An 18024-nucleotide genomic window follows, 5' to 3' on the forward strand; every position below is an offset into this window, starting at 1 on the left:
AAATACTAAAAATTCAAGCTTATGGTTGTTGCGACCCAATCCCTAGACGAACTTTGTATTAATGCAATTCGTTTCCTGGCCATTGATGCCGTCGAAAAAGCCAAATCGGGACACCCAGGTTTACCCATGGGTGCCGCTCCCATGGCCTATGTCCTTTGGGACCGCATCATGCGGTTTAATCCCAAAAATCCTTATTGGTTTAACCGTGATCGGTTTGTGCTGTCCGCCGGGCATGGCTGCATGTTGCAGTATGCTCTTTTGCACCTGACGGGATTTAACAGTGTTTCCCTTGATGAAATCAAGAATTTCCGTCAGTGGGGTTCCAAAACCCCTGGACACCCTGAGAACTTTGAAACCCCTGGGGTTGAAGTCACGACAGGGCCTTTGGGACAAGGAATTTGTAATGCCGTGGGTTTAGCCATGGCCGAAGCCCACTTGGCTGCCAAGTTCAACAGACCCGAGCATACTCTCGTTGATCACTACTCCTACGCCATCTTGGGGGATGGTTGCAACATGGAAGGGGTTTCTGGTGAAGCCTGTTCCTTGGCGGGTCACTTGGGATTGGGCAAGTTAATTGCCCTTTACGATGACAACCATATTTCCATTGATGGTTCCACAGATATTTCCTTTACAGAAGATGTGGGCAAGCGCTTTGAAGCCTATGGTTGGCATGTTCAGCATGTTGAGAATGGCAACACCGATTTAGACGGGATTCAGAAGGCCATTGAAGCGGCTAAAGCTGTAACCGATAAGCCTTCGCTGATTAAAGTGACGACCACCATTGGTTATGGATCCCCCAATCGGGCCGATACTGCTGGTATTCATGGTGCCGCTCTTGGGGATGCAGAGATTAAAGCCACCCGAGAAAATCTTGGCTGGAATCATGAGCCCTTTGATATTCCTGCTGATGTCCTGTCTCATTGCCGCCAAGCAGTCGATCGAGGCGCTACGGCTGAATCAGAATGGGATGCAATCATGGCCTCCTATCGGACTAAATATCCAGCTGAAGCGGCAGAATTTGAGCGGATGGTGAAAGGAGAACTCCCAGCCAATTGGGATAAATCTCTACCCAGCTACACTCCAGCAGATAAAGGACTCGCCACACGAAAGCATTCTGAAATCACAATTAATGCTTTGGCCGGTGCAATTCCTGAGTTGATTGGTGGATCCGCTGACCTAACCCACTCCAATCTGACCGAAATCAAAGGTTCAGGGAATTTCCAAAAGGGAGATTACAATAATCGCAACCTTCGATTTGGGGTACGTGAGCATGGCATGGGTGCCATCTGTAACGGGATTGCCTTACATAATTCCGGTTTAATTCCCTACTGCGCCACCTTCTTGGTGTTCGCAGACTATATGAGAGCCGCCATTCGCCTCTCTGCCCTGGCAGAAGCGGGGGTTATCTACGTCATGACCCATGACTCCATTGGCTTAGGTGAGGATGGTCCAACTCACCAACCCGTCGAAACGGTTGCCTCATTGCGAACAATTCCCAATTTAACGGTGATTCGACCAGCAGATGGTAACGAGGTTTCTGGAGCGTATAAAGTTGCGATCGCACATCGCAAATCCCCTACGCTCATTGCCTTCACTCGTCAGGCCCTCCCCAATTTGGCTGGCAGCTCCATTGATGCCGTAGCTAAGGGCGCTTACATCATGTCTGATAGTGATGGCACGCCTGACATGATCATGCTGGCCACTGGCAGTGAAGTTCATCTTTGTGAGCAAGCGGCTGAGCAGCTTCGTTCCGAAGGCAAGAAGGTTCGAGTGGTTTCCATGCCCTCGTGGGAATTGTTCGAAGCCCAAACTCCTGAATATAAAGAGTCCGTTTTGCCCAAAGCAATCACCAAGCGTCTATCGGTGGAAGCCGGAGCTGATTTCGGCTGGCATCGGTATATTGGCTTCGAAGGTCAAGCTATCAGCATTAACCGCTTTGGTGCCTCTGCTCCTGGCAATACTTGCCTAGAACAGTTTGGCTTCACCGTTGAGAACGTTCTCGCGAAAGCCAAGGATCTGCTGAGCTAAGGTATTTCAATAATTTGGTTTGCAGTCCTCCTATTTTTTAGGGGGACTGTTTTTTTGTATATGGTTCGGCAGACCCACTCAATACAGGGTCAAGTGGCTTTTGCTCAACAAGCTCAGACTACATCGCATTCGAAATTGCCCCTGTATAATCGAACCAATCTTTGTCGATACCAAGACCCTAAAACGTTGGCATGACTCTTAAACAAGGCATTGCCCAAACCACCTTAATACTGAGCCTTGGCCTATATATTTTCTATCTATGCCCCTTTATCAATCGCTCTTTCCCTTTGGCTTTAGGAATGGAGTTTTGGCCTTATGTTTGTGTGATTCCTTGTTTTGGTTTGGGATTTAGACTATTCCACCCAGATCTTCGGGGGCAGCGACTGGGACTCGGATTAGCATCGCTGTTGCTAGTACTCAGTTTTACCCCTTGGTTTCATTGGTTAGGAATGCCATCCATTGGCACAAAACCGGCAGGGTTGCGGATGATGTCTTATAACATCTGGACCCAAAATCAGGATTATGATGCCATTCAACTATCTATTCAGCGAGAAAAGCCCGATATTCTTTTCTTAACAGAGATTACGCTGTCGGCCATGCGTGACTTGAAAAATCGATTGGAGTATCCCTATAGCCAACGCTCCAATCGGGGGTCCAATGCCTTTTTTAGTCGCTACCCCATCCTCTCCACTACTCCGGAATATCCTAATGCGACAGACCATGGCCTTACTTTTAGCCTGGTTGCTCAAATTCAAACACCACAAGAGATACTGACAGTTGTAGGCATTCATCCCCCCATTCCTCTAACCCGTTCTTCGTTTGCAGTTCGCAATCAGCAGTTTGAGCGTTTAGCTCCATTTATTCGACAAGTTCCCAATCGAGTCATCGTTCTGGGAGATTTCAATACGTCTCCCTGGTCGCCTTATTTCGATCAGTTCTTACAGGAGGCAGATTTGTCTAGTGCAACCCGAGGACAGGGCATTTGGGCAACCTGGAGTTATGAATCCTCTTTGCCTCACTGGTTTGCCAAAATCCCTATCGACCATGTTGCCAGTCGTGGGTTTGACTGCATTGACGCTTGGACAGGCCATGCCAATGGATCCGATCATCGACCTGTTATTGCGGAATTAAAGCCTATTTGAAATAACAGAAGGATTGAAAGTGAGCTATCCCCCAATCTGAGACATCGTGCGGCTATAGTTAGCTCCCACCGTGCCTGATTGGCGTTCCTTGTAGTTAATCTCTGGTTTGAGCTCCAACAATTCCTGGACGCGATCACGCAGCACACTGGTAGACACCCCATCCCTCAAAGCCGTCTTCAAATCTAACTGTCCCGTTTCATTCAACAGACAGGGACGTAACCAGCCATCTGCCGATAACCGCATGCGGTTACAGCGATCACAAAAGCATTCCGACATCTGACTAATAAATCCTAAGGTTCCCTGGGCTCCTGGAATTTGGAATACATCTGCGGGACCGTTTCCCTGGACCTGTCCTTCCGTTAGACCCCACCGTTCTCGAATTTGGGTTCGGATATCTTCTGACGGTATCCAGCCGCGATCGCAAAACAAATCCGCGTTCCCAATCGGCATAAACTCAATAAACCGCACATGCCACTGGCGATCAATCGTCAATGCTGCCAGATCTAGCACCTCATGATCATTCACCCCAGGAATAATCACAACATTGAGCTTGAGAGGATTAAACCCCACTTGATAGGCTTTTTGGATGCCTGCCCAGACCTTACTCCAGCGTTGGTGCCTTTGTGAATCTCTACCCACAATGGTGGCAAAGGTCTCTGGCACGAGTGAATCCAAGCTGATATTGATGCGGTGCAGCCCCGCCTCATATAAATCCTGGGCCAGAGGCTCTAGCAAAAAAGCATTTGTGGTCATCGCCAAATCTTTGACCTGGGGCAACGCTACAACCCCATGCACAATGTCTAAAATATCGGGCCTCAGTAGCGGTTCCCCTCCCGTAAGACGGAAGCGAGTGAATCCCGAAGGGATAAAGACTTCCCGAATTAAAGCTAATAGTTCTGTCGTTGTCAGAACGGCTGTAGGCTGTAAAAAATGTAAGTCTTGGGTGTCGGGCATGCAATATTGGCAGCGGAAATTGCAGCGATCGATCAAACTAATCCGAAGATAGTCAACTGCATTCATTGCATTAGCCTTTTATAGGGTTAGGAACATCTAACCGCGATGTCTTCTACTGTAACGTTATCGGCAAAAAAAATTGGGGCGCTAGATAACGCCCCAACCCATTAGCCACAAGCTGTAGCGTTGGATTTAATAGAGATCTTCTTCTTTATGAGTTTCGATTGTGCAGTCAGAAGTTGCGTAAGCGACACAAGTCAGAACGAAACCAGCTTCAATTTGATCGTCATCCAAGAAAGACTGATCAGACTGATCAACAGTACCAGCAGTGATTTTTCCAGCACAGGTGGAGCAAGCGCCAGCACGGCAGGAGAAAGGAAGGTCAATGCCTTGCTCTTCAGCTACGTCCAAAATATATTCGTCATCAGGGCATTCGATAGTAGTGTCTAGCCCTTCAGATGCACTTTTCAGTGTGACCTTAAAAGTTGCCATGGTGTACTCCTCAATAAAATTCGTGGAAACGGCAGTTCAGAAAGCTCAGTAATGGTTTTCATGACTTAAGAAAAACTCAAGGTCGAACCTTCTTCTTTGATACTACGCAAAAAATTAAGGTTTATAAAGCTGAAATAGGGTTTGAGCCAATGGGATTTGTAATCAATAAAAGCATTTAGACCATGATTTACTTATCTAATGTCAAATAGACACCTTAAGCATTTTATGAACACGACTAAAAAATATACCCCTAAAGCCATGATAGACAATAGTTTTAGCGATTGCAAAAGGTCCTCAATAGTTCTCAAAAAAAAGAGGAGAAGAAGGAAAGAAAAACCTTGAAAGCCTTACCCAGAGAGAAGTACAAAGCATTGTCATCTAGAGACAGATTAGAATTTCCTATCGATAGGTTCAACTTATATAATCTGGTCCTGGATTTTTGAGTTTATTCAGAATCGGATATCGATACTGTGCGTCCATTGAAAAGGGTCATGGATTGCTCAATCCCTTTTTTGAGTGCCATCTCTACCGCATCTACACCGAGATCAAGCACCCCAGGAAGAAGTTGGTTCTCTAGTGGAGCAAAGCGCCCTAAGACAAAAGAGATGGTGTCTTTACCTCTTTCTGGAGGCGGACTACCAATACCAATTCGTAACCTAGGGACTTCAGGGGTACCCAAATGGGAAATGATGGAGCGCATGCCATTGTGCCCCCCAGCAGAACCCTTCAGTCGCAATCGCAATTTACCAACAGGTAAGGCCATTTCATCGTAGATGACCAACACAGAGGCCGGTTCCAGCTTGAACCAGTCAATCACAGATCGAATGGATTGGCCGGAGTTATTCATATAGGTATGAGGCTTAAGCAAACGCACCCTCCGACCTTGGCCACCCAAACCTTCACCATATTCGCCTTGAAACCGCCGTTCTGAAGTTAAGGAAATTTGCCAGTGCTGGGCCAATCGATCGATGAATGCGAATCCAATATTATGGCGAGTGCGATCATATTTAGAGCCAGGGTTTCCTAAACCTACAATCAGTTCAGGAATCATCAGTGGAGCGGTCATTTAGGAATTCGTTACTTCAGGAGAGTCAGCCATTACTTCGTCTGTTGGAGCTTCAGCCATCTCTTGGCCTTCTTCGAGTTGAGGTTGAGGTTGATCTTGGGCCTTAGGAGTTTCTAAGGTTGCCTCCATCGGTGTTTCATTTAGGGTCTCATTGATCCGATCCGCTTCTTTTTTAAATTCATTTTCAAATTCTTTCGAAGCTTCTTGGAAACTTTTGAGAGCTTTGCCCATACTCCGGCCAATTTCTGGGAGTTTTTTAGGACCAAATACCAATAAAGCAATGACCATAATTAAGGCCATCTCTGGCAAGCCAATACCAAACACGTTCATGGGGTCCTCCTCAAGATTCCGATCGCAGCGGGGCTAGTCTTCGATTGTAATAGATCTCTAGAATCTCCCCTAAGATAGGCCGTCTATGACAATAAAAAACCCCGGAAGACCGGGGTCAATCGGATATCAATTCCAAGAGAAACTGATATCAACTACAGGAAAAACGTCATGCTAAAGGATGTTCTTATTGACCGAAACCACCAAGGCTGGTCCAACCCGCATCAACACCATCAAGGACGATAGTGTGGTTATAAACTTGAAGCATGATGAGCAACAACAACGTAATCATGACTACAAAACCAGCCATTACTGGAGTTGTCCCCCAGCCGGGCACGAATTTGCCGGCTTCAGAATTGTTATTACCTTTGAGAACGTCTCCCCACCAGGTCTGTCTTGGCATAGCTTATCGGCTCACAACAAACAACACTATTTTTTAACTTATCGTAATATTATAGAGGAAAGATACTCATAAAAAAATGCAATTTTCTGACCCTGCAACAGTTCTTATCATAACCATCCTGGCTGTAACCGTTGCCTTCACTGCGGTTTCCCTCTATACAGCTTTTGGTCCTCCCTCAAAACAATTGGCTGATCCCTTCGAAGAACATGAGGATTAATTCCTAATTAAGGCATGCTTTTAGTTAAATAAGGTGCCTTTTTTTGCACTCTTGCTAGTATGTCTAGTTGTGGCACGTCTAGAGTGAGTCAATGCCTCAAAATAAAAATATCGCCCTCCTTGCCTCTTTGGGTCTAACTTTAGGACTGAGTGCAGGCGGGTTTTTGTTGCTTCAGAATACAGCCCCAGACCTGTTGCCTAGCCTGCTAGGACAATCAGGAGACAATGGTGGTTCTAGGCGAACAAAAGGAACCTTCAAGGTCTTAGGGGACACGTTTAGTGGCTACAGTACCTTCCGCAATGACGCATTCCAAGATGCGTTGGGGGAACCTGGAATTCGCCTAGAGTATGCGGATGAATTTGACCAGTCCCAGCGAGCTCAGGCCTTAGAAAAGGGTAAAGCAGATTTCATCGCCACGACGCTCGATCAGTTTCTCAAGCAAAAGCCAAAGGGAAAAATTGTTGGCCTGATCGATCGGACGGTGGGGGCTGATGCAGTGGTGCTGAATACCCGCCAGTTTCCTCAGCTCAAGTCCTTAATCAATCTCAGTCAACTCGTTAAACAAGGGAAGTCGAAGCAATATTCCATTGTTTACGCAGGCGATACGCCAAGTGAATATTTAGCCTTGGTTCTAGATACCAAGTTTGATGCTTTTAACCTCTCCGACTTCCGTGTGATCAAGGTAGAGGATGCCTCCCAGGCCTGGAAGCTGATGCAAGATACCAAGGAAAATGTTGCGATCGCAGTTTTGTGGGAACCCTTCGTTTCCCAAGCTCGCAAGCAAGGCCATACCGTAGTTCTGTCCAGCGAAGATGCCCCCAATACCATCGTCGATGTCTTAGTTGCCTCGGACAAAGTGATTCAGTCCCAACCGGAACAAATTTCGGCTTTTCTAGCAGCCTATTACCGACGCATTGAGTCAGGCATTAGCAATCGGTCCCAACTCCAAGACCAAATTGCTACAGATGGCGAGCTCTCTGCTCCAGATGCCGATACGGTTTTGAAAGGGATTAACTTTTTTACTGCCTTAGAAGCCCAGGATTGGATGCAGAAAGATGCACTCAACCAGCGGATTACGGCAACATCTGCTGTTTTGGTCCTGTCTGGCACTTTAACTCAGGTGCCGGATAATCCCACACAGCTCTATGACCCCCAGTTTGTCAGTCAAGCTGCTGACAACACCAAAAAATTAATCGATATTGTCCGAGCAGATAATCCTGAATTAGCCAAAAAGTTAGAAGGGCAACCGTCCTCCCCCCAGAAAACCGCTAAACCGACTGCTGATATCAAATCTGCCCCCAGTATCGGCAATCTCAAAGTGCGAGGGGAAGTGAAGTTTGCGGTGGGTGCCGCCAATTTAACCTCCACGGGGCGTCAAACTTTGGATAAGCTATCCAAAGAAATTGAGGAGTTTAACCCGGATACTATTGCCGTTCGCGTGATTGGTCATACTTCTAAGTCTGGGTCTGCTAGCTTGAATCAATCTCTAAGCCAGCAACGGGCTCAAGTGGTAGTGCAATATCTAAAGAAGTTGGGTATCAAACAAGCGATTCAAGCCGAAGGCAAAGGATTCAGTACACCGTTACCGGGTATTCCACCTGGAGATGCTCGTAATCAACGCACCGAAATTCGGTTAGTCCGAATTAGCTAATTAGCTAATCAACGGGGCTTCAGCTTATACGGAATCGAGGACTGAGGGAAGTCGAAGCCCGGCGAAGACTGACGCAGTTGCTGGAGTAAGTCATAGAAGGGTTGCCAATCGTCTTCTACCACGATGGGTTCCCAAATGGCCTCAATTTGAGGACGGGTAATGACCGTCAGGGGGTTGTGCTGCAATCGTTGTTTGATAGCAGCCATCTCAGTCTGAGGATATTGTTGGAGCAGACGGTGATAAAGCTGCCGCCATTGCTCTAACTGATCTTGCCATTGGGGAGGGCTTAAAAGCTCTGATTCACTGAAAATATGACCAGGATCGACCCGCCAAGTCTCTTGAAATTGCAGCCGTAATTCAGCAAAGAACTCATGGTATCCGACTTGCGATCGCTGCAAAAAATCCAGCGTCAGTACCAACAGATCTTCGGCTTCCGTCCTCTCCGATGGCTCAAACCCCAACTTCCTCAACATCCGCTGCCGATAGGCCGAGTAGTAATGGGACTTGAATGTTTCCAGCCCGGCATCTAAGTCAGACTGGGGAATCACCGCCACCAGGGGACGCTGCAACATCTCTAGATTCCAATGACACATGGTGGGCTGGTTGCCATAGCTGTAGCGCCGAAAATGATCGAAATAGGCAGCAGTAAAGTTGGGATCTAGGGTTTGAATAAAGGCATAAGGCCCATAATCAAAGCTTTCCCCTGTGATCGACATATTGTCTGTATTCAAAACAGCATGGCAAAATCCCACAGACATCCATTGGGCCACCAACTCCGCCGTTCGCTGGGCTAACTCTGCATAGAAGCGGACATAAGCATCTGGCTGTTGCCAGAGATGGGGATAGTAATACTGGATGACATGATCGAGGAGCTGCTGGATGAGATCAGGTCTTTGCAGTGCCAGTAACCGTTCAAAAGTACCAAAGCGGATATGGGACCGACTAAACCGTACCATCACTGCCGAACGAGTCGGAGAGGGTTCATCTCCTCGCCATAAGGATTCTCCCGTCTCAATCAAACTCAGACATCGAGAGGTCCGCACCCCCAAATGGTGCAGCGCTTCTGCTGCCAACACCTCCCGTACACCTCCTTTTAGGGTTAAGCGACCGTCTGCACTTCGGGAATAGGGAGTCGTTCCAGATCCCTTAGTACCCAGATCATAAAGTTCCCCATCTGTTCCTCGGACCTGGCCGTATAGAAAGCCTCGCCCATCTCCAAGGCGGGGGTTATAGTCTCCAAACTGATAGCCGTGATAGCAGAGGGCCAGTAAGGGTTCGCGACTCTGAAACTGCCCATAGGCTTCTACGACATCAATATCACTGACCTGTTGGGCATCCAGCCCCATTTGCCCCAACACAGCATCATTACGAAATCGCAAGACATGATGGGGAAACTCAGCCGCCATCACTGGATCGTAAAAGCTCTCGCCCAGGGCTTCCAGGGCCGGTTCAAAATCTAAATTAAGCAGCAGGTTTATGGTGGATGGGGTCGACATAAATTGCCAGAGTGATGGCCGTTGAAGCTAGGAAAGGGAGAATACCCTCTCAATTGACGCCAGGCATCATCCCCTTACTCAAGCGCTGAATAGCATTATTGGCCACGTCTCGATATCCCACTTCACCTGAGAGGAGCTGGCCCATTCTGCGGGTAGCACTAGGACGCTTCACTCCAATTTGATAGCCAATGCCGGGTACCCGATAAAACACGCTGGCAAGTCGTTGGGCCCACTTCATTTCGCCTCCCCACTCCGTCGCCATCACCTCGGAATAATTCTCCAGGGCATCACTTTGGCCTGATAGGGCCGTATCAATTGCTTCAGAGGCTTTCAATCCGCTAAACATCGAAGGACGAATGCCTTCAGCCGTAAAGGGGTCAACCACGCAGGCAGCCTCCCCCGCTAGGATCGCATTTTGAGTATGGAGGGTTTGGTCCCCATTCCAAAGGCAGAGGGGATGGCCATGCTGGCGTATTGACGTAAAGTCAACGCCAAACATTTTCGAATATTCCGTGACAATGGCTCGCAGATCTTGGCGCTCACCGCCACGAAAGGCCCCAATACCAATGGAATAGCCATCTGCCTTGGGAAAATTCCAGATGTAGCCGTTTTTGACTAAGCCAAATTCAAAATGAACCGTATCAGGGTTCTCAATCTCCGTCATGGCTTCGGCTTCTAGTGCCCCACCCAGCTGGCGCTTGCGGTCTTTGAAACCTAACCATCTTGCCATCGGCCCTTTGGCCCCGTCAGCAGCGATCAGATATTTTCCAGAAACAGGACCATTTGCGGTATTCACCTGCCAATGATCGGATTGAAATTCAATCCCTGTTACTGCTGTATTTTCTCGCAGTTCTGCTCCTTGCTTTTGGGCTTGCTGAATCAGGAAATGATCAAAAATATCTCGGCGAACCATCCAAATGGGTTCTGGGGTCTGTAAATCCGCTAGCACCTCATCTTCCATATTCCAGGTGTAGCGAACTGTTTTAACCTTCAGGGAAATAGCAGGAGAAAAATCAAAATCAAACCATTCCGCGACCACTGGAGATACGCCACCTCCACAAGGCTTATAGCGCGGTAAGGTTTCTTTTTCCAATACCAGGACCGATCGACCTTTTTTGGCAAGGTGGTAGGCTGCGGTACCCCCTGCTGGCCCCGCCCCGACAATAATGCAATCAAACATATTAAACCGTGGTGATTTCTGTTTCCTTATCAGCCAAAATCTTATCAATTTGGTTGGTATATTTATCGGTCAAACCTTGAATCTGATCTTGCAGATCCTTCGATTCATCTTCCGAGATATCACCACTTTTGCCCTGCTTCCGCGCCGTATCAATGGCATCTCGGCGGATGTTGCGGATAGCAACTTTTCCTTCTTCGGCAATCTTGCCGGCCATCTTGACGAAGTCTTTACGGCGTTCTTCCGTCAAAGGGGGAATATTGAGGCGAATGGCTGAGCCATCATTATTAGGTACTAAGCCCACATCCGAGAGGGAAATCGATTTTTCGATATCCGTTAAACTGCTGGGGTCAAAGGGCTGAATCGTAATTGTGCTGGCATCTGGGGTGCTGATGGTGGCCAAAGAGCGCAATGGAGTCTCCGTACCATAATATTCCACCGTAATTCGGTCCAACAAAGAGGCATTGGCTCGACCCGTCCGAATCGTGTTGAGGGACCGCTTCATAGCCTCAATAGACTTTTCCATTAAAGTCTTGGCATCAGCTAACTTCACAAGAACCTCCCACAATAGTGCCAATGGATTCGCCCAATAGGGCTCGCCGAATATTTCCAGAAACAGATAGGTCAAAGACCAAAATAGGAATATTGTTGTCTTTGCACAAGGCGATCGCAGTGCTGTCCATCACTTTCAAATCATGGGTGAGGACATGTCCGTAGGTCAAACTTTGAAATCGCTTGGCATTGGGATTGATTTTAGGATCTGCATCGTACACTCCATCCACCTTGGTGGCCTTCATGATGATATCTGCATCAATTTCAGCCGCCCGCAAAGCTGCGGTGGTATCCGTGGTAAAGAAAGGATTGCCAGAGCCTGCACCAAAAATGACCACCCGGCCTTTTTCTAGATGGCGCATGGCGCGACGGCGAATGTACGGTTCTGCCAATTCCTGCAGGGAGATAGCGGTTTGTACACGGGTCGGTACATCCATTTGCTCGAGGGAATCTTGCAGAGTCATCGCATTCATGACCGTTGCAATCATGCCGATATAGTCTGCAGTCGCTCGATCCATACCCGCAGCTGCACCTTTCACACCGCGAAAAATGTTGCCCCCTCCGACCACAACAGCGACCTGTATGCCACGGGCTGCTACGTCAGAGATCTCTTCAGCAATTCCTTGAACAATGGTGGGGTCAATACCATAGGGCAAAGTTCCCATTAGGGCTTCGCCACTAAGCTTTAATAGGACCCGTTGATAGGTATTTCCCATGCAATGATAACTGCTACGAAAATTGCTCCCCAATTAAGATAGCAGGATTAGGGATCAGGAGGTTGGCTAAAATGATTTTATTCAGCTTTCGAATTGCCTATTGACAGTATCAATGGATGATTGGAGTAACGATGAAGTTGCCAAGACTCAATCACGACTCTGTTGTCTCTAACCACAGAAACCAGTGAAATAGTTACGGTAATAAAAGAAATTGAAGTGTCAAGGACTAATTTATAAGCCATGAGGCATCCCTCCCGTTGGATCTTAGGAAGACTATTTTTACTACTGTGTCTACTCAGTATTGAAATGACGTTGGGTGGACACCTTGCGATCGCAGCACCGAATCAATCCACTCCTCCTCCCTATACTGCTGAGATCGAAACTCAGGTAGAGGATCTATTTAACGCAGCGATGGAAGCAACCAACAAAGGTAACTTTGACCAAGCGGAACAATATTGGACCGAAGCCCTTGAGTTTCTGCCTGATAACCCTGCCATCTGGAGCAATCGAGGTAATTCCAAGATTGGCCAAGGTAATTTTGAGGCTGCTTTAGTCGACTATGACCGTTCAGTTGAACTGGCTCCTGAACAACCCGATGCCTATCTAAATCGGGGTACCGTCCAAGAAGGACTAGCCAATTGGGAAGCTGCGATCGCAGATTACAACAAGGTGATTGAACTGGATCCGAAGGAGGCGGCTGCCTATAACAATCGTGGCAATGCCAAGGCGGGACAAGGAGATTGGAATGCTGCTCTAACAGATTTTGAAACAGCCATGGCGTTATCTCCACAGTTTGCCTTTGCTAGAGGCAATTATGCCCTCGCTTTGTACCAAGTGGGTGAGCGCGATGAGTCTATTCGGACTATGCGGAATTTAATCCGCAAATATCCCCAGTTTGCCGATATTCGTGCAGCGATGACGGCGGCTTTATGGGACAAAGGCCAAATTGGTGAAGCAGAAAGTAATTGGGTAGCTGCCATTGGACTAGATTCGCGCTATAAAGATACAACCTGGCTAGCAAAAATTCGCCGCTGGCCCCCCGCTTTGGTTGAAAATATGGAAGGTTTTCTCACCTTGTCTGGTGAGAAAGGGGCCTAGAATTGAATCAAACCTCTGCTTGAGTTCAGGAGGTATTTGTCTTCTCTGTTGTTTTAATTGGTCATGTCTCTCAAACCCGTCCAACAGGTTCTATCAACCTTAAAACAAACCCATTGGCAGCATGAGCAGGAATTTGTGCAGTTGTTGGATACCTGGACCCAGATTGTTGGACCTGTCGTTGCTGCCCAAACTCAACCCATCCAAATTACACCGCGAAAAATTTTGCTTGTGGCCACGACTAGTTCTGCCTGGGCTCAAAATTTAGCGTTTGAACGAAATCGCATTCTCAAGAAGCTGAATACCCAGCTCTCATATGAATTTACAGACATTCGTTTTTCCACGAGCCAATGGCCGAGAGGGTCGAACACCCTCCGCCGTCGTTCCTCAGTACCTCCGTCAATTACACCTGCTAGTTTGCTCCCAGCCTTACCCGTTTCCCAACTGGAACCTAGCCTCGATCCTAATGAGGCGTTTGAACGGTGGACGGATGCAATCCACCAACGGTCTCATGGGTATCCGACTTGTCCTGTCTGCCAATGTCCAACTCCAGAGACTGAACTACAACGCTGGTCCGTCTGTAGCTTATGTGCAGTTCGAGAACCAGAAGTATAAGTCTGCTGACTGACAAAAGTTGTACCTTAATATTCAGTCAATTTATCTCCAGGGCACTTCGAAAAAAAGAATTGAATGTTTCCTAGGACATCACAACAGCTCAATCAAACTTGGTCCAGCCCAATGAATTTGAAGAAGTCTGCATTTAGGGGCAAATCAGCGCCCCATCTCGCTTGATTGGGACTGTTTAGGCATACTGAGTCTGCAGTTCCTTTTTGCGCCAAAACACATAGCGTCTCAAGTTATAGGCCAAATCCTTCAGACCGAGTTGAGCACGGACTCGCTTCATCCCAATACAGCGGACCTGCTTGCCTCCCAAATTCATTACCCATGCCCCAAAGACATGTTCAATCTTAGCGCGCACCTTCGATTTACCCCGATTCGTTTCTTTTTGCTCTTCGGTTAATGGATGATTGCGATACCCTCGCTCATGAATTTGGCTGACATAGCCAATGGCTTCGAGTCCTGCTTCTAACGCTTCGCTGCGATAGGCACTGTCAGCCCAAATTTCATCGGCGTCATTCTCTCCATCCAAGATGTCGCAAAAAGGCTGGGAGTCATGGACGGATGCGTCGGTCACCTGATGCTGGCGGATAAACCCATAGGCAGCATCAATATTGATATGGTTTTTGTAGCCAAAGTGGCTTTTGCCATTCTTTTTGGTCCATCGGGCGTCGGTATCTTTGTGAGACTGTTTATGAGGCTTATCTTTCCACTCAGGGGGGATGTCGCCTTGTTTGATCTGTTTGTTTTCTTCGCGAGTATTGCGTTGAATAGGAACTGGCACTAGGGTCGCATCAATGATTTGACCGCCTTTAGCCGTATACCCACACCCTGCTAAAAACTGGTTAAAGGTTGCAAAAAGCTCCTCTATCAAATCGGCGTCACTCAGGTGCTGGCGAAATAGCCACACGGTCGTTGAATCGGGTACTTCATCCTCTGGAGACAAACCTAGAAATCGGCGAAATGAGAGTCTGTCATGGGTTTGATATTCCAACTCTTCATCACTCAGGTTATACAGTTGCTGAAGGATTAACAGCTTCAATAGCAACAGTCTATCGATGGGTTTACGGCCTGCTTTGCTTTTGCGCTCTGGTTGGGGAAGTTGCTCTAAGCAACGGCGGAAGATCGCCCAGTCTATGAGGCAATTGATCTCGCTTAAGCTGTCTTTGCGTGCTTCTAGCTGCTCACGGCGATGTTTGATTCTGCCAAAGCCTTTGGATTGCATGGCGAATTATCCTGTGAGGGCTGGGTCATATTCTCAATATTAAGGCTTTCTATTTTTCGAAGTGCCCTCCAGTAATAGCGTGTAGAGATTAACTGCATAATTTGGGAATCAGCACCATTAGATTGGACGCCACGCTAAGAGGATGTTTGAAAAAGCTCCAGCAAAGTATGCCAATCGTCTGACCTTAATGCCAATCATAGCCAGATAAATGAATGTTTCACTAGCCTGTGCTAGAGACTCACAATTCCATTCAATCGACAACGCCAGTTCCACCAGTCAAAGGTGCGCCCAGGAGAAAAGTCTCCAGACACATCCTTCCCACAAGACCTAAAACATAGCGTTGAGAGCCAGTCCTTGGGTGTCCTAGCAGGGCTGTTTCAAGTTCACCTGAGGTGATTTAAAAGTACTGGAGATACGTGAGCAGAAATAATGTTATGAAAAATCTAGGTGCACGATAATTTTGGTTTCAGATTTTCTTTCAAGAACTTAAAAAAGCCCTGGGTGTCCTCGACATTTAGCTGCAGTTAGGAGGCATTCAAGGAGTTCTCCTTTCTCTAAAGTAAGGTCGATTTACACATTGCTCCTTGAAGCTAGGGTTTGGCAATGACAGTCTACTCACAAAGAGCTTTTTTATAGAAATTTCGATTTCTCACATATCCTCTCAGCCATTTACAGAAAACCACGAAAACTCATAAGAGCAGAACGCTTTCATAGCGAAATATAGTCAAATAATTTACCCAGAAAAATACCAAGAAGATTTTTTATAAGGAATTTGCGTATTTTTTTTATTTAATTCAGATAGGTAAGAAGAGTAATCAATTTAACCTCATAATTTTTTGCCATATTTTAGCAGTATTTTGAAATTTACTTTCCATAATCTCTCTAATTAGCTTAATTAAAATTACTTCATAAAAGCTCGAATCAAGTCTTGCAATTAGCTAAAAATAACTATTATTATTTTTCTGATTATTTCAATAACTTAAAAATATATTCATCCCTTTTTACGACTTTCATAAATATATCTAAAAGGTGCATAGCATCAATTTCATTGACCTTTTCATGCATTGAGTTCTATGTTTAGGCTTGATTATCCCCCTCTTGCTAACTGGGCTGGATTTATTGCTGCCCTGCTGTATGTCATTACTTTATTGCCCACTATCTTAAGGGTGGTATTTCCATCTACTAAAACAACAGGTATTCCTAAAAGCTTGCTAATTCAGCGCCGACTTCTTGGGATTATTGCTTTTTTAATGTCTGTCATCCACGGATACTGGCTAGTCTCTAAGAGAGAACTCGACTTTTTAGACTTCCAAACTTATTGGATTTATTGCCAGGGAATTATTACGTTTCTCATATTTACTTTACTCGCAATCACCTCTAATGACTGGAGTGTAAAAAAGCTTAAAAAGAACTGGAAAAAGCTTCATCAACTCACTTACTTTGCAATGTTCTTGCTGTTGTGGCATGTTATCGACAAAATGTGGGGCCATTGGACTTGGGTAACCCCACCATCCCTAGTCATAACAGGGGCAATTACGATTTTATTTTTAGTTCGAATGATTCGTGAAAATCATCAATCAGATAAGCCCAAAGGGCAGAATCCTGAGTCACCAGCAACCAAAGAAACGGCCTCCAAAACTGACTAATGGATGGCTGCTTGTAATCACTCAATCACCCTCAACCATTTACTAGGAAAAATAAAATGGCAAAAACCACTCAAAAAAAGAACTGGGTACTGTTCCTTTTGATGTCTACTGCAGCCACTTTATATGGACTGAGAGCCCATGAGCAGCTAGGCCGTACCGTTGCTTATCAAGCTGCACCATCTCAGTCTATATCGACCATTCACAAGACCCTGCAAACGCTAAAAAATAATAGTGTATGGATCTATGCGATCGCACTCAGTCCCGATGGTGAAACCTTGGCGAGTGGGCGCTATGACGGCAAGATTGAGCTATGGAATTTACGCACTGGCACCTTACGTCAAACCCTGAAAGCTCATGAAGATGCCGTCTCATCTTTAACAATCAGTGCTGATGGCCAAACATTAATCAGCGGTAGCTGGGATAACCGCATTAATTTATGGGACTTACACACTGGGAACCATCTGCATACTCTAGAAGATGCAGCAGATGATGTTACTGCCATCGCCCTCAGTCCAGACGGCAAATCCTTGGCTGCCAGTGCTGCAGATAAAACTATCAGACTCTGGGATTTGAAGTCGAGCAGTCAACTGCAGGTCCAGAAAGCCCCCACTGTCGTTCTGTCTTTAGCCTTTAGTCCTGATGGGCAGGTTCTAGCTGGGGGGAGCCGGGATGGTGTCGTACGGTTCTGGCAGCGGGATAGTCTTTCTCCTAGAGTTGCCCTAGAGGGACATCAGGGTGCGGTACAGTCGGTCTCCTTTAGTCCCGATGGCACCTTATTGGCCAGTGGCAGTGAAGACCAGAGCATGAAAGTTTGGCATCTCTCCGAAGGGAAACTCCTGCATACCCTCCAGGGCCATAATGCACCTGTCTTATCGGTTGCCTTTAGTCCAGATGGCCGCAACTTAGCCAGTGGGAGTTATGACCGCACCATTAAAATTTGGAATCCTGTATCCGGTCGGCCCCTCAAAAATTTGGTCGGACATACCAAGTCAGTGCAATCGATCCAATTTAGTCCGGATAGTCAAACCTTAGTGAGTTCCGGCAGTGATGCCACCGTAAGAGTTTGGCCGATTGTGGCAGCGACGGCTCTCCAGTAACCCGTGATCAAACGCCCACGGCTGCAGCGAGTTTGCATGCTGTCTTCACTGGCCTAAAAAGGCCAGTGAGCTGGAACACAGAGCCTCAAAATCCAGTCAGATAAAATGATAGAGCGGTTTAA

At 46.8% G+C, this 18024-nt stretch carries 18 protein-coding genes; 8 read left to right on the forward strand and 10 right to left on the reverse strand.

The window, feature by feature from the left end:
• Nucleotides 1-21: 21 nt before the first annotated feature.
• Both tkt and I1H34_RS15810 read left to right on the forward strand, forming a co-directional pair.
• The gene (tkt, locus tag I1H34_RS15805) at nt 22-2028 is read left to right on the forward strand and encodes a transketolase (protein ID WP_212661987.1); all 2007 of its coding nucleotides are present in this window, start codon (nt 22-24) and stop codon (nt 2026-2028) included.
• A 191-nt stretch (nt 2029-2219) separates the two neighbouring features.
• On the forward strand, nt 2220-3170 hold the full coding sequence (locus tag I1H34_RS15810) for an endonuclease/exonuclease/phosphatase family protein (protein WP_212661988.1): 951 nt from the start codon (nt 2220-2222) through the stop codon (nt 3168-3170).
• Between the two features lie 24 nt (nt 3171-3194).
• On the opposite strand, the gene moaA is transcribed toward I1H34_RS15810, so the two are convergent.
• From moaA to psbH, 5 genes are all read right to left on the reverse strand, one after another.
• Nucleotides 3195-4190, reverse strand: coding sequence for a GTP 3',8-cyclase MoaA (moaA, locus tag I1H34_RS15815; RefSeq protein WP_212661989.1), 996 nt, complete (start codon nt 4188-4190; stop codon nt 3195-3197).
• Between the two features lie 126 nt (nt 4191-4316).
• Nucleotides 4317-4616: a ferredoxin gene (locus tag I1H34_RS15820; protein WP_212661990.1), complete on the reverse strand. Its 300-nt coding sequence runs from the start codon at nt 4614-4616 to the stop codon at nt 4317-4319.
• Nucleotides 4617-5061: 445 nt separating this feature from the next.
• Nucleotides 5062-5682: an aminoacyl-tRNA hydrolase gene (pth, locus tag I1H34_RS15825; RefSeq protein WP_212661991.1), complete on the reverse strand. Its 621-nt coding sequence runs from the start codon at nt 5680-5682 to the stop codon at nt 5062-5064.
• A complete protein-coding gene (locus I1H34_RS15830) occupies nt 5683-6012 on the reverse strand; it encodes a TatA/E family twin arginine-targeting protein translocase (RefSeq protein WP_212661992.1) in 330 nt (109 codons plus the stop codon).
• A 184-nt stretch (nt 6013-6196) separates the two neighbouring features.
• Nucleotides 6197-6412, reverse strand: a complete 216-nt coding sequence (gene psbH / locus I1H34_RS15835) for a photosystem II reaction center phosphoprotein PsbH (RefSeq protein ID WP_212661993.1) — start codon at nt 6410-6412, stop codon at nt 6197-6199.
• 76 nt (nt 6413-6488) lie between these two features.
• Between psbH and psbN the strand changes: the two genes are divergently transcribed.
• Nucleotides 6489-6629: a photosystem II reaction center protein PsbN gene (gene psbN / locus I1H34_RS15840; RefSeq protein WP_212661994.1), complete on the forward strand. Its 141-nt coding sequence runs from the start codon at nt 6489-6491 to the stop codon at nt 6627-6629.
• Nucleotides 6630-6720: 91 nt separating this feature from the next.
• Nucleotides 6721-8280, forward strand: coding sequence for a phosphate ABC transporter substrate-binding/OmpA family protein (locus I1H34_RS15845; protein ID WP_212661995.1), 1560 nt, complete (start codon nt 6721-6723; stop codon nt 8278-8280).
• 8 nt (nt 8281-8288) lie between these two features.
• On the opposite strand, the gene I1H34_RS15850 is transcribed toward I1H34_RS15845, so the two are convergent.
• Genes I1H34_RS15850 through pyrH form a run of 4 tightly spaced genes read right to left on the reverse strand, consistent with a single transcriptional unit; the run spans nt 8289 to nt 12221 of the window.
• Nucleotides 8289-9776 (reverse strand): protein adenylyltransferase SelO, encoded by a 1488-nt coding sequence (locus I1H34_RS15850; RefSeq protein WP_212661996.1) that lies wholly within the window; start codon nt 9774-9776, stop codon nt 8289-8291.
• Nucleotides 9777-9825: 49 nt separating this feature from the next.
• Nucleotides 9826-10956 carry a geranylgeranyl reductase family protein gene (locus I1H34_RS15855; protein WP_212661997.1) on the reverse strand — a complete coding sequence of 377 codons (1131 nt, stop codon included), beginning with the start codon at nt 10954-10956 and terminating at the stop codon, nt 9826-9828.
• Between the two features lies 1 nt (nt 10957).
• Nucleotides 10958-11506: a ribosome recycling factor gene (frr, locus tag I1H34_RS15860; RefSeq protein ID WP_212661998.1), complete on the reverse strand. Its 549-nt coding sequence runs from the start codon at nt 11504-11506 to the stop codon at nt 10958-10960.
• The gene (gene pyrH / locus I1H34_RS15865) at nt 11493-12221 is read right to left on the reverse strand and encodes a UMP kinase (RefSeq protein ID WP_212661999.1); all 729 of its coding nucleotides are present in this window, start codon (nt 12219-12221) and stop codon (nt 11493-11495) included. Before pyrH ends, frr begins: the two co-directional genes overlap by 14 nt.
• Nucleotides 12222-12461: 240 nt before the next feature.
• Here pyrH and I1H34_RS15870 point away from each other — a divergent pair, with 240 nt between their 5' ends.
• A complete protein-coding gene (locus I1H34_RS15870; protein ID WP_249369293.1) occupies nt 12462-13319 on the forward strand; it encodes a tetratricopeptide repeat protein in 858 nt (285 codons plus the stop codon).
• Between the two features lie 63 nt (nt 13320-13382).
• The gene (locus I1H34_RS15875; protein WP_212662000.1) at nt 13383-13931 is read left to right on the forward strand and encodes a DciA family protein; all 549 of its coding nucleotides are present in this window, start codon (nt 13383-13385) and stop codon (nt 13929-13931) included.
• Between the two features lie 187 nt (nt 13932-14118).
• Here the strand turns inward: I1H34_RS15875 and I1H34_RS15880 are convergent, their stop codons facing one another.
• A complete protein-coding gene (locus tag I1H34_RS15880; RefSeq protein ID WP_212662001.1) occupies nt 14119-15159 on the reverse strand; it encodes an IS5 family transposase in 1041 nt (346 codons plus the stop codon).
• 1073 nt (nt 15160-16232) lie between these two features.
• On the opposite strand from I1H34_RS15880, the gene I1H34_RS15885 reads away from it, so the two are divergent.
• A complete protein-coding gene (locus tag I1H34_RS15885; protein ID WP_212662002.1) occupies nt 16233-16805 on the forward strand; it encodes a ferric reductase-like transmembrane domain-containing protein in 573 nt (190 codons plus the stop codon).
• A gap of 56 nt (nt 16806-16861) precedes the next feature.
• A complete protein-coding gene (locus I1H34_RS15890) occupies nt 16862-17902 on the forward strand; it encodes a WD40 repeat domain-containing protein (RefSeq protein ID WP_212662003.1) in 1041 nt (346 codons plus the stop codon).
• Nucleotides 17903-18024: the final 122 nt, after the last annotated feature.

Origin of the sequence: Acaryochloris marina S15 (genome assembly GCF_018336915.1) — a bacterium.
In the GTDB taxonomy this organism is placed as follows: Bacteria; Cyanobacteriota; Cyanobacteriia; order Thermosynechococcales; family Thermosynechococcaceae; genus Acaryochloris; species Acaryochloris marina_A.